General features: G+C 69.3%; 9 protein-coding genes and 1 other annotated feature. Of the genes, 2 read left to right on the forward strand and 7 right to left on the reverse strand.

Annotation, left to right across the window (positions count from 1 at the left end):
• Window positions 1–36 precede the first annotated feature (36 nt).
• From AC3A5N_RS03985 to AC3A5N_RS04005, 5 genes are all read right to left on the reverse strand, one after another.
• Window positions 37–2,208 carry a S9 family peptidase gene (locus tag AC3A5N_RS03985; RefSeq protein ID WP_487736006.1) on the reverse strand — a complete coding sequence of 724 codons (2,172 nt, stop codon included), beginning with the start codon at window positions 2,206–2,208 and terminating at the stop codon, window positions 37–39.
• A 60-nt stretch (window positions 2,209–2,268) separates the two neighbouring features.
• Window positions 2,269–3,135, reverse strand: a complete 867-nt coding sequence (locus AC3A5N_RS03990) for a universal stress protein (protein WP_487736007.1) — start codon at window positions 3,133–3,135, stop codon at window positions 2,269–2,271.
• Window positions 3,135–4,619 (reverse strand): SulP family inorganic anion transporter, encoded by a 1,485-nt coding sequence (locus AC3A5N_RS03995; RefSeq protein ID WP_487736008.1) that lies wholly within the window; start codon window positions 4,617–4,619, stop codon window positions 3,135–3,137. The genes AC3A5N_RS03990 and AC3A5N_RS03995 overlap by 1 nt, the downstream gene beginning before the upstream one ends.
• Window positions 4,620–4,709: 90 nt before the next feature.
• Window positions 4,710–4,763: a sequence feature (sul1 is cis-regulatory element that is thought to sense ions involved in sulfur or methionine metabolism; They are found in Alphaproteobacteria), on the reverse strand.
• A 60-nt stretch (window positions 4,764–4,823) separates the two neighbouring features.
• Window positions 4,824–5,522: an anti-sigma factor family protein gene (locus AC3A5N_RS04000; protein ID WP_487736009.1), complete on the reverse strand. Its 699-nt coding sequence runs from the start codon at window positions 5,520–5,522 to the stop codon at window positions 4,824–4,826.
• Entirely contained in the window at window positions 5,519–5,983 is a 465-nt protein-coding gene (locus AC3A5N_RS04005; RefSeq protein WP_487736010.1) for an RNA polymerase sigma factor, read from the reverse strand. The genes AC3A5N_RS04000 and AC3A5N_RS04005 overlap by 4 nt, the downstream gene beginning before the upstream one ends.
• A 107-nt stretch (window positions 5,984–6,090) precedes the next feature.
• Here AC3A5N_RS04005 and AC3A5N_RS04010 point away from each other — a divergent pair, with 107 nt between their 5' ends.
• Both AC3A5N_RS04010 and AC3A5N_RS04015 read left to right on the forward strand, forming a co-directional pair.
• Complete coding sequence (locus tag AC3A5N_RS04010; RefSeq protein WP_487736011.1) at window positions 6,091–7,341, forward strand: S8 family serine peptidase; 1,251 nt, start codon at window positions 6,091–6,093, stop codon at window positions 7,339–7,341.
• An 81-nt stretch (window positions 7,342–7,422) separates the two neighbouring features.
• Window positions 7,423–8,280 (forward strand): hypothetical protein, encoded by an 858-nt coding sequence (locus AC3A5N_RS04015; RefSeq protein WP_487736012.1) that lies wholly within the window; start codon window positions 7,423–7,425, stop codon window positions 8,278–8,280.
• A gap of 81 nt (window positions 8,281–8,361) precedes the next feature.
• On the opposite strand, the gene AC3A5N_RS04020 is transcribed toward AC3A5N_RS04015, so the two are convergent.
• Window positions 8,362–10,257 (reverse strand): family 43 glycosylhydrolase, encoded by a 1,896-nt coding sequence (locus AC3A5N_RS04020; RefSeq protein ID WP_487736013.1) that lies wholly within the window; start codon window positions 10,255–10,257, stop codon window positions 8,362–8,364.
• Entirely contained in the window at window positions 10,254–11,825 is a 1,572-nt protein-coding gene (locus AC3A5N_RS04025) for a sulfatase (protein ID WP_487736014.1), read from the reverse strand. The genes AC3A5N_RS04020 and AC3A5N_RS04025 overlap by 4 nt, the downstream gene beginning before the upstream one ends.
• Between the last annotated feature and the right edge of the window lie 45 nt (window positions 11,826–11,870).

Below are 11,870 nucleotides of genomic sequence, written 5' to 3' on the forward strand. Positions count from 1 at the left end.
GCGGACGGGCTTCCGTATCGGCGGGCGAAAAATTTGTCAGTCCGCTGCCGTGGCAGGCCGTTCCCAGCCCTCGCGGTAACGAGCGAACCAGGCGAGGATGGCCGAGGCCTTGGCGGCCGACTGCGAGGGGCGCGCGGCAATACCGCCGTGGCTGGCGCCGGGCACCTTCACCAGCGCGGTCGGCACTCCGCGCAGGCGCAGCGCGGTATAGTATTGCTCGGATTCGCTGACCGGCGTGCGGTAGTCCTCGCTGCCGACCACGACCAGCGTCGGCGTCTCGACGTTGCCGACCAGCGAGAGCGGCGAAAGGCGCCAGTAGGTCTCGTGATCCTCCCACGGCTGGGCGCCGAGCCAGTAGCGTCCGAAGAAGGCCGGACCGTCGGCGGTGAGCGCCTGCGTCGTCCAGTTGATCACGGGCTTCTGCGTCGCCGCCGCCTTGAAGCGGTGGGTATTGCCGACGATCCAGCTCGTCAGCACGCCGCCGCCCGAGCCGCCGGTGACGAACAGCGCGTCGGGATCGGCAATGCCGAGCGCGATCGCCCGGTCGACGATGCTCATAAGGTCGAAGTAGTCGTTGCCCGGATAGGCCTTGTCGATCTCGTTCGCGAAAGCCTCGCCATAACTCGTCGAACCGCGCGGATTGGCCGAGAGCACGGCGTAGCCTGCTGCGGCATAGAGCTGGTTGTCGGTCGAGAAATGCGGGCCGTAGGCCGCGAAGGGTCCGCCGTGGATCTCCAGGATCAGCGGCACCCGCTGCCCCTCGACATAGCCGGGCGGCAGGGTCAGCCAGCCATCGATCTCCAGGCCATCATGGCTCGATGCGGCCGTGATCTTGCGCACTTCGCCGAGCGCCTTCACTTCGCGCAGCGAACGGTTGAGGTCGGTCAGCATGCGCGCCTCCCCGCCGCGGGCGATCTGCACTTCGGCCGGGCGCGTGGCGGTTCCGCCGGTGAAGGCGATGCTGTCGTCCGCGGCGACCGAGAAGCTGCCGCCGGTATAGGGCCGGTCGAACCCGCCGCCCGACAGCCCGCCGATCACCTCGCGGATCGAGCCGTCGAGGCCGACGCGCGCGACCTTGGTCTCGCCCCGCTCGTCGTACTGGACGTAGATGCCGCGGCCGTCGGCATCCCAAGCGATACTGGCGGCGCTGAAATCCCGGTCGGCAGTCAGGTTGCGGCGGCCCGAACCGTCGCGGTTCATGACGTAGAGATTGGTGTTCTCGTACGCGCGCAGGGCATCGTCGAAGCCGAGATAGGCGATCAGCTTCCCATCGGGCGAGGCGAGTGGGCTGCCGTCGGGGCCATCGCGGTCGGTCAGCCGGGTGAGGCCGCCGGTCGCCACGTCGAGCGCGTAGATTTCGCCCTCCAGCGGATCGGTCTGCCAGTCGGCACTGCGGTTGGCGCCGAAGTAGAGCGTTCTGCCATCCGGCGACCAGCTCAGCGGCCCGCCGTCGTGGTAACGGCCGAAGGTGAGCTGGCGCGGCGCACCGCCCGTTGCCGGAACGATGAAGACCTTCTCGAACCCCGGCTCGATGTAACCCTGCCCGTCCGCGCGGTAGGTGAGGAGGTCGTGAACCTCGAGCGGCTCGGCCCATTCGGCGCCTTCGGGCTTGTTCGCGGGGGCGGCGCCGAGCTTCGGCCCCTCCTGCTTTACCAGCATCGTATAGGCGATCGAGCGGCCGTCGGGCGACCAGGTCACGTTCGACGGGCTCGTCGGCAGGCCCGTGAGGCGCACCGCCTCCCCGCCCTCCATCCAGCGCACCCATAGCTGGGGACTGCCGCCCTCGGTCGAGGCATAGGCGAGGCGGTCACCGCCAGGCGACCAGCGAGGGGAGAAGGCATCGCCCCCGCGCCCGGCGATCGGCACTTCCTCCCCGGTGCGGGTGTCGATCAGCCAGATCGTGCTCAGCGCGCGGTCGGACATGATGTCGTTCGAGCGGCGGACATAGGCGATATGGCGCCCGTCAGGGCTGATCTGCGGATCGGCGGCGATGGCGAGGTCGAACAGGTCAGCGCCGGTGAAGCGCCGCTCGGGCCCGCTGCGGTCCATGCCGATGGCGGAACCCGACATGGCCGTGTCGGGGCGCTGCTCTGCCGAGCTCTCCGGAGCGGGGGATTCTTGCGGCGCCTGCTGATCCTGATCCTGCGCCAGCCCGGCTTGCGCCTGAAACACCAGAAGGCTCGCGCCCAGAATCGCCAGTTTCCGCATCGTGGAAGTCCCCTCGTCCAATCCCTGAACGCAGGACCCTAGCGGCACCGAAGCGGCTTGTCAGCGCACCAACAGCACCGGCGCCTTCACCGTGCGGATCATCGCGGTCGTCGTGCTGCCGACGATCATGGTCCTGATCGGCGAATGGCCGTAGGCGCCCATCATCAGCAGCGCTCCGTCGATGCCGGCGACGATTTCCCCGATCGCCTGCTCCGCTTTGCCGCGTTCGACCAGCGTCTGCACGGATCGCCCGCCGGCGATCGACGCAGCCGCGCGTTCGAGCTCGCCCCGGTCGCCCTCGCCGCGCGCCTCGGCCATGACCATGGTCACCGGCAGCGCGGCGAACAACGGCGAGTTCGCCAAGCGCTCCAGCGCGCGCCCGGCGGCGGGGCTGCCGTCGTAGGCAAGCACCACGTGCCGCGGTTCATGAAATGCGCGAGCGGCGACCAGCACCGGCTTGCTGCTCGCGCGCACGACGCGCTCGATCTTCGATCCGATATGGTCGCTCGCGAACTCGTGGCTCGCGCCCCGCTTACCGATGACCACGACCCGTGCCGCTTCCTCGCGCTCGATGATCGTCTCCACGATTCCGCCATGGCGGTGGAGCGGGACGACGTTCGGCACGCCCGCCTCCCGCAGCAGCGCCTCGCCCGTGGCGAGGAGTGCGCGCCCCTTCTCGATCTCCGCCCGCGCATCGGCTTCGGCCAGACGGACGAGCTCTTCCATCAGCTCGCTCTTGACCCCGAGCCCGATCGAACCGGACAGGTCGCGCCGCGCGGTGACCGGATCGCTCCGCTGCACGACGTGGAGCAGCTCGACCGGCAGTTCCAGCCGCGCCGCGGCCCACGCGGCAAGGCGGCAAACGCTTTCGGTGTAGGCGGACGCATCGATCGCCGCGAGCACCCGTTCCATCGCGTTCTCTCCCATCAGTGCCCTCCAGAATGCGCTTCGGCGCCCGGCTTGTCATGCACGGCGTAACGCTCGATCATCGCCGCGCTGGCCGGGTTGAGCCCGACGACCTCGACTGCGGTACCCTCGCGCCGGAACTTGAGGATCGCCTTGTCGAGCGTGCCGACCGCGGAAATGTCCCAGAAGTGCGCCCGGCCCACGTCGATCACCACGCGGTCGACCACTTCCTTGTAATCGAACGCCGAGACGAAACTGTCGGACGAGGCGAAGAACACCTGCCCCTCGACGCGGTAGGTGCGGGTCGCGCCATCGGCCGAGAGCTCGCTCTCGACCGTGAACAGCCGCTTGACCTTGCTCGCGAAGAACAGGCCCGAGAGGATCACGCCCGCGAGCACGCCCTGCGCGAGGTCGTGGGTCCACACAACCACCGCGACGGTGACCACCATGACCACAGAGGACTGCCAGGGATGGTGGCGGATGTCGCGGATCGAGCGCCATGAGAAGGTGCCGATCGATACCATGATCATCACGGCGACCAGCGCGGCCATCGGGATCCGCGCCACCAGCGGGCCGAGCACGACGATCAGGAACAGCAGGAACGAGCCGGCGACGAAGGTCGAAAGCCGCGTCTCGCCGCCCGACTTCACATTGATCACCGACTGGCCGATCATCGCGCAGCCACCCATCCCGCCGAGGAAGCCGGTGAAGAAGTTGGCAATGCCCTGCCCCTTCATCTCGCGCTGCTTGTCCGAACCGGTGTCGGTCAGATCGTCGACGATCTGCGCGGTCAGCATCGATTCGAGCAGGCCGACGGCGGCCATGGTCGCCGAATAGGGGAAGATGATCTGCAGCGTCTCGAGCGTGAAAGGCACGTCCGGAAACAGCCACTGCGGAAGCGAGGAGGGCAACTCGCCCATGTCGCCCACGGTGCGCACGTCGAACCCGGCGTAATAGACCACGGCCGTCAGGATCACGATGGCGACCAGCGGTGAGGGCACGGCACGGGTCAGGCGCGGGAACAGGTAGATGATCGCAAGGCCTGCCGCGACGAACCCGTAAGTGGCCATCGGCACGCCGATCAGTTCGGGGAGCTGCGCCATGAAAATCAGGATCGCGAGCGCGTTGACAAAGCCGGTGATCACCGAACGCGAGACGTACTGCATCAGCAGGTGCAGCCGCAGGTATCCGGCCGCGATCTGAATCACGCCCATCAGGATCGTCGCAGCGAACAGGTAATCGAGCCCGTGCTCGCGGATCAGCGGCGTGACGAGCACGGCAACGGCGGCGGTCGCGGCGGAGATCATACCGGGGCGTCCGCCGACGAGCGCTATGATTACCGCGATCGAGAACGAGGCGTAGAGCCCCACGCGCGGGTCGACCCCAGCAATGATCGAGAAGCCGATCGCTTCGGGGATCAGCGCAAGCGCGACGACGATGCCGGCGAGAATGTCGCGCCGGGGATTGGAGAGCCACTCGCGCTTGAACGCGGGAATATCGATCATCTTGAAACTTCGTCCGACACACGGTGACCGGCGGGCGCAGGCGCGATGCTGGTGCGATCACGATGCGCGGCAATGAAAGCCGGTCTGGAAAGTTGTCCCGGGGATAGGCGCCGGGCCGAGCCACCCGGCAGCGCCGGGTCCGGTGGAACGCGGCTTTTAGGCAGCGAACGATCGCGCTGCAAGTGCGAAGAACTCGCCGGGAATTCAGCGCCAGCCGTTCGCTTGCGCCTCCGCTTCCGCCGCGGCGTCGAGAGCCGGGCCCTGCGCCATGTCCTGCGCGCGGCTCAGCAGGGCTGCTTCGCTCGCCCCCGCCATGCGATATTCGGTCGAGGCGCTGGCGCTGCCCTCGCCGAGCGCTTCGAGGCGCCAGCCCTGCTGGTCGCGGCAGGCGATCCCCCCGCCGCCTTCACCGCTGAAAACGCGGCAGACGTCGCCGCCCTGCGCGCGGAAGCTGAGCAATATGCGCGTGTCCGCGCCGGGCGCCTGTTCGGCCACGAGCCGCGTATCGAGAACGCCCGCGAGCTGCGGGTCGGCGTAAGGCGCACCGTCGTCGCCGCTCCCCGGTAGGAGCACCACCAGCGCGAGCGACGCGGCGAGCGCCGGCCCGACGATCCACCCCCAACGCGGGATAGTGCGGCGCGCCGCGCGCCGTTCCTTGGCTTCGGCGAAATTGACGACCTCGGCCTCCTGCGGCTGCGCCAGCAGGGCGGCCAAGCGGTCCGGCACCGGCGCCGCGGCGACCGGTGCGTAATGGTCAGCCAGCTGCGCACGGAGAGCGCGGTGCGCCTCGACCTCGCCCGCCAGCGCGGGATCGGCGGCGACGGCGGCAGCGACCTGCGCCGCGCGCTCGCCGGTCAGTTCGCCGTCTGCGAAAGCCGCCAGTTCCTCTCTGGTCACGGTCATTGCGCTTCTCCCAGCATCGCCATCAGCGCGTCGCGCCCGCGCACCAGGCGCGAGTTGAGCGTGCCGACCGGGCAGCCGACGATCTCCGCTGCTTCCTTGTAGGCATAGCCTTCGACCATCACGAGCAGCACCGCCTCGCGCTGGTCGGACGGCAGCTTCTGCATCGCCCGGTCGACATAGGACAGCTCGACCGCGGCTTCCTGCGCGCCGTCGCCGCCCTGCCCCACGCCGGCTTCCTCGTCCACGAAGGTCTGCCTGCGGCGGCTCCCCGCGCGGCCCTCGTCGATCCAGATGTTGCGCATGATCCTGTACATCCAACTGTCGAGGCGCGTACCCTCCTGCCACTTGGACCGGTTGGCGAGCGCGCGTTCGAGCGACATCTGGCAGAGGTCGTCGCCGTCCGCAGGATTGCCCGCCAGCCCGGCAGCGAAACGGCGCAGCCGGGGCAGCAGGTCCAGCAAGTCCTGTTCGAACTTCGTGCTCAGTGCCTCTGCCTTCCACGGATTAAACGGATCACGACATGCGTTTCATCCATGCTTAATCGCTTTCGCGAGACAAGGGACAGCCGATGCGCCGAATTTTCCTCATTTCCGCCGCCTGCGCCCTGATCGCCGCGCCCGTGTCCGCGCAGATCGCGCTGCCGGGCGTGCAGGTGCCGGACATCGGCGGGGCGCTCGACACCACCACCGACGTGCTCGACCGCACGACGCGCGATCTGCGCGGTACGGTCGAGGATCTCGCGCGCGACCGGCTCCGGACCATCGACCGGCTCGTACGGCGGCACGGCGACGTGATCGAGCGGGACGCCCGCGGCGCGCCCGCCCGGAGGGGAGAGATTCTGGTGATGGATGCCTCGGCCAAGGCGCTGGCGGCCGGTGAAGCGGCGGGTTTCGGGGTCCTCTCGCAAGAGGAGATCGAAGGCCTCGGCTTCGTGGTCGTCAGGCTGCAGGTACCCGAGGGGATGGATCTCGCCGAAGCCGAGGGCGCGTTGGCGCGGCTGATGCCGGAGGCGAGCGTCGCGCCGGACAATCTGCACTTCCAGTCGGGCGCCGCCCCCCGCCCCGTCAGCGCTCCGCCCCTCCCGCTCGCCGCCGCGACCGCGACGAGCGGCGGGGCGCCGGTCGGCATGATCGATGGCGCCCCGGGCAAGGCCGTGCCGGTCGCCGCGATCCGCGGCTTCGCGAAAGGCGCGCCCTACCCCAGCAACCACGGCAGCGCGATCGCCTCGCTGCTCGTCCATGCCGGAGCGGGCCCGATCCGGGTCGCCGACGTCTACGGCACCGACGACGCGGGGGGCAACGCGCTGGCCATGGCCAAGGGGCTCGGTTGGCTGGTCGGCGCGGGCTCGAAAGTGGTGACGATCAGCCTCGTCGGCCCGCGAAATCCGGTTCTCGAACGTGCGATCGGCGTGGCGCAGCGCAAGGGGGTGGTCGTGGTCGCGGCGGTGGGCAATGGCGGCCCGGCGGCACCGCCTGCCTATCCCGCGTCCTACGATGGCGTGGTCGCAGTGACCGGGGTCGACGGCCGGCGCCGCGCGCTGATCGAGGCGGGCCGCGCGCTCCATCTGGATTATTCGGCGCCCGGCGCCGACATCCACGGCATTGATGCCGATGGCGACCGCGTGCGCCTGCGCGGCACCTCGTTCGCGACCCCGCTCGTCGCGGGCCGCACGGCTCTAGCGATCGGGCGAGGCCGCGCCTGGCGCGCCGCGCTCGACGCGCAGGCGGAGGACCTTGGCCGCAAGGGGGCGGACGAGACCTATGGCCGCGGCCTGATCTGCGGCTCCTGCGAGGGCGTGCCGAAAAAATCTCGCGACTGATGGATTAAGCGCCGCACGGCACCCGTTTCCCTTTCAAGCGAACGCATCCTCCCGCGTTCGCCGGAAAGAAAGGGATATGCCATGAAGAACCTTCTTCTCGCAGCTTCGGCTCTCACACTGTTCGCCGCGCCCGCGCACGCGCAGCTCCTCGGCGGCAGCGGAGGCGCGCTCGGCGGCCTCGGCGGCACCGTGAACGGCGCGATCAACTCCACCGTCCGCACGTCGACCGACTCGATCCGCACGACCACCCGCAGCACCGTGCGCGGCGACGCCCGAACCCGCGGCGAGCAGCGCGTCGATCATCGCTCGGGCGAGATCTCGGTCGACCGCTCGCTCGACGCCAGTGTCGATGGCGCGGCCTCTCAGCTTCTGAACGGCCCGGCGGGTTCGGCGAACGGCAACGCCTCGGCCTCGGGCAGCGCCTCGGGCTCGCTTGGCGCCGATGCGCAGCTCGTCGGCACCGACGCGGTTCGCGGCCTCGCGGCGCAGGGCGTCACTACGGCGGCTGACGGCGTCGCCACGGTCCGCGGCAGCGCCGCCGGTGCGGCGAGTGCGGCAGGCAATCTCGCCGCGTCGGCCAGCGGCAGCGGCTCGGCTGCGGGTTCGGCGGCCGGATCGGGCGCGGCCGGTCTCGGCTCCAGCATGCTGGCTGCTGCCGGCAGCGCGGCCGCGGCAGCCGACGGCGCCTTCTCCGTCACCCCCGGAATGCCGGTCGTGACGCCGGACGGCGCGCAGCTCGGCACGGTCAGCGAAGTGGTCGCCGACCAGCAGGGCCGCGTGCAGCAGGCGCTCGTCGCCACGCCAGATGGAACCGCCGCCATCTCCGCCGCCGACCTCAGCGCCAGCGGCGACGCCCTGATCGCCGGCACCGGCACCGTCTCCGCCGCCGGCGAAGGCGCAACCAGCTCCGCAACGCAGGGTGATACGTCCCCCCGTTAACCGTCCTTGCCTTGCGAACCGGAGGGGCGGCCGAGCGAGAACTCGGCCGCCCTCTTTTTTGTCGTGCTGGCAGCGCTGCCGCTAGTCCCGAGGCGAGCTGTCGATCCGCGGTATCCCGATCGATGCCGGATCGCCAATATCGATCGGCACCAGACCGAAATGCATCCGCCAGGGCGCCGTCGGATCGTTGCCGAACATGGTGTACCAGTAGCGCCCCTCCTTGTCCCGGAACGGCGTGCCATGCCCGCCATGGGGCGCCCCCATCCGCCGCTGGCTGTAGGGGCCGAACAGGGTCTTCGACGTGCCGTACATCATATCGTAGGTGCCGTGCGTGCGCAGCGGCCCGTGCCATTCGGCGCCGGTGAGGAAGTAGACGCCGTTCACCTTGATCAGCGCGTTGCCTTCGTAACCGACGTGATCGCCGTCGGTGTCGACGAGCTGCCGCACCGGTCCCTCGAACCCGTCGCGCGCGGCATTGAGCTTGCCGATGTTGCCGCCGCCCCACAGGAAGTAGAGGCCGTCCTCGTCCTCGAACGGGAAGCCGTCGATGCCGTCTACGAAATAGCCGTCGGTCACGTTCTCGTACGGACCGGCAGCGGTGCCGCTGGTCGAGCGGTAGAGCCAGGTCTTTCCGCCGACTCCCCGCTCCATGACCGAGAAGGCGAGGTAGTAGGTCCGGTCGGCTTCGACCCAGCGGATCTCGGGCGCCCAGAGCTCGGCGACGCGGCCGCCGAAGTCGTAGCCCATGTCCTGCCACTGCCAGACGGAGCCGCGATCCTCCCAGGTCTCGAGGTCCTGCGAGCGCCAGAGCTTCACTCCGCCCTCCGGCCGGTGATAGCCATAGCCGTTGAGCGTGCCGACGAGATAGTAATAGCCGTCGTGGCCGAGCGTGACCGAGGGATCGCGCATCGTCTCGCTGGCGACGAGCGGGCTGCGCGCGGCGACGGCGCTGTCCTCGGTCAGTATCGATGCCGCCTGGCGCAGCCGCCCGTCGGGCGCCGTTTCGAGCGGGACGAGACCGACCTGTTCGCAGAACAGCGCGAAATCGTCGTCGCATTCGGGATTGTAGCTCGCCGCGAGGCGCCCGTCGTCGAGCGTCACGATCGAGCTTTGCCCGGCATGGGGGACCGCCAGCATCCGCATCGAAAAGGGGCCATAGGGCGTCGGCGCGGAGGCGAGGAAGAGGTCGTCGGTCGCCGTACGCAGCCGGCCGGTGACTTCGCTCGCGGCCAGCCAGTAGCGGCCGCCATGCTTGAACATCGTCACGCCACTGCGCCCGACGTGGGTGCGCACGGGCCAGTCCTTGCCCTCCGGCGGTGCCTCGGCGAACAGCGCCTGATCGGGTTTCAGGAAGCGCGGCGCCTCGGCGAGCCGCGATAGATCAGGCGCGAGCTTCGCGATCCAGCCGCCGCCCCACAGCAGGTAGTGCGTGCCGTCGTCGACCAACAGCGAGACGTCGCTTGCGCCGTCGATCAGGCATGGGCTCGCGGCGAACGCGCCGTCGGGGGCGGCGACCTTGCCCGCGGCCACGCGTGCGCAGCCCGTCTTGTCTGCGAAGGCGAGATAGAGGGCGTCGCCCCCCACCGTGACCGACGGCGCCAGATAGCGCTCGGACGTGTCACCGGCGCGGATGCCGTGGCCCGAGATCTTCGCCGGTCCATGCGCGGTCCAGTCGCGGCCGTTGCTGGACGTCCATAACGACACGCCGTGGCGCGGGCCGGTGCGGAGCGTCGTTCCGGTCAGGAACCAGCGCCCATCCTCCGCCCGGGCAATCGAGGCGTCGCCGAGCGCGCGGTCGGAGAAGATCGGCTCGACCGGGCGCGCATCCGGGCCGGGCATCACGGTCGCGTTGCGGTCCATCGACGGGTGGTCGAGGAAGATATCGTCGGCAACGACGGGCTTGGCTGCGTCCTGCGCGGCGAGCGGCACCGAGAGCATAACGGCGGCAAGCACCGGCGCGACCCAGTGTATCCTCACTGCCCGCTCCCCTTGCGCAGGTCGCGCGGGTTGACCGATTTGGGCTTCGGCTGCGCATCGAGGATCGCGGCCAGCCGCGCCTCCACGTCGGGCATGGTCCCGGCCAGATTGCGCGTCTCGCCCGGATCGGCCTTCAGGTCGTAGAATTCGACGTCGACCTGGCCCGTCTTCTCATGCGTCCAGCGGACTAGCCGATAGCGTTCCGTCCGGATCGCCTGCCCGATGCGATCGGGACGGTTGAAGCTGTGATAGGCGAAATTCTCGAGCTGCGCGGGCCGGCCGAGCAGCACCGGCACCATGCTCTCGCCGTCGACGTGCTGCGCACCGCCCGGCATCGAAATGCCCGCAAGCTCGAGCAGCGTGGGATAGAGATCGACCGTCTCGACCACGTGATCCGGCGCCTGCGCCGCACCGCCGGTTCCCGGCCCGGCGAGGATCATCGCCTGGCGGACCGCCTGCTCGTAATTGGTGTGCTTGGTCCACAGGCCGTGGTCGCCCAGATGATACCCGTGATCGCCCCACAGCACGACTATTGTGTCGTCCCGCAGCCCCTCGGCCTCGAGCGCGTCGAGCAGATAGCCGATCTGCGCGTCGACGTAGCTGACCCCGGCATAATAGCCGTGCATCAGGCGCCGCTTCAGCGCCTCAGGGTAGTCCTTGCCCAGTCCTTCGGGGACCGGCTTGTACGCCACGATCTCGCCGCCCACCTTGCCTGCGAACTGCGGCGCGCCGTCGGGCAGAACCTCATGTTCGGGCAAAGGCAGGCGCTGCGGATCGTAGAGGTCCCAGTACTTCTTCGGCACCGAGAACGGGAGGTGCGGGCGTGCGAACCCGACGGCGACGAAGAAAGGCGCGTCCGCATCCCGGAGCCGGGCAAGCCGGCCGGCGGCGTATCGGGCGACGCGGCCGTCGGCATAGGCATCGTCCGGGACATCCGGCGCCTCGAACGCCGCGCCGCGCGGCAGCGTGGCGGCATAGGCCCAGACGTCCTGCCCCTGGGGGACCGGAACCTCGTAGAACAGCGCCTCCTCGCGGGTCGGCTGGCCGCCGGTGCTTTCGCGCAGCAGGTATTCGACCACCTTGTCCTTGTGCGGCGCGATCGACCAACTCGCGGGATCGTCGTCCGACCCGTGGCCGACGTGAAAGACCTTGCCGATCGCTTCGGTGTGATACCCGGCCTGCTTGAACCGCTCGGGCAGGGTCACTGCGTTCGGAATGTAGTCGCGCAGGTCCATCCCGAAGTCATAGATGCCGGTCGAAGTCGAGCGCGTACCCGTCATCAGGTTGATCCGGCTCGGCGCGCAGACGGCCTGATTGGCGTAGGCTCGTTCGAACCGCGTGCCGCGCGCCGCGAGCGCATCGATATTCGGGCTGATGGCATAGGGATCGCCGAACGCACCGAGGGCGGGCTTGAGATCGTCGACCAGGATGAAAAGGACGTTCGGACGTTCCTCCGCCTCTGCCGAGGGGGATGCCGCCGCCTGAGGTGGTGTGGTCTGAGCGCAGCCCGTGAGAGCCGTGGCAGCCATCAGCCCGAGCGTGCGCCTTGCCCACTTACGGATATGCATCAATTCTCTCTCCCGAAATTCCATCATTCCCCACCTGCCGACATG

The organism is Pelagerythrobacter sp. Soil_C_18, from assembly GCF_057657235.1.

What these genes read in the sequence shown, in the direction of transcription:
- AC3A5N_RS03985 (WP_487736006.1), bottom strand. Translation starts at nt 2,208, where the DNA reads ATGCGGAAACTGGCGATTCTGGGCGCGAGCCTTCTGGTGTTTCAGGCG.
- AC3A5N_RS03990 (WP_487736007.1), bottom strand. Translation starts at nt 3,135, where the DNA reads ATGGGAGAGAACGCGATGGAACGGGTGCTCGCGGCGATCGATGCGTCC.
- AC3A5N_RS03995 (WP_487736008.1), bottom strand. Translation starts at nt 4,619, where the DNA reads ATGATCGATATTCCCGCGTTCAAGCGCGAGTGGCTCTCCAATCCCCGG.
- AC3A5N_RS04000 (WP_487736009.1), bottom strand. Translation starts at nt 5,522, where the DNA reads ATGACCGTGACCAGAGAGGAACTGGCGGCTTTCGCAGACGGCGAACTG.
- AC3A5N_RS04010 (WP_487736011.1), top strand. Translation starts at nt 6,091, where the DNA reads ATGCGCCGAATTTTCCTCATTTCCGCCGCCTGCGCCCTGATCGCCGCG.
- AC3A5N_RS04015 (WP_487736012.1), top strand. Translation starts at nt 7,423, where the DNA reads ATGAAGAACCTTCTTCTCGCAGCTTCGGCTCTCACACTGTTCGCCGCG.
- AC3A5N_RS04025 (WP_487736014.1), bottom strand. Translation starts at nt 11,825, where the DNA reads ATGCATATCCGTAAGTGGGCAAGGCGCACGCTCGGGCTGATGGCTGCC.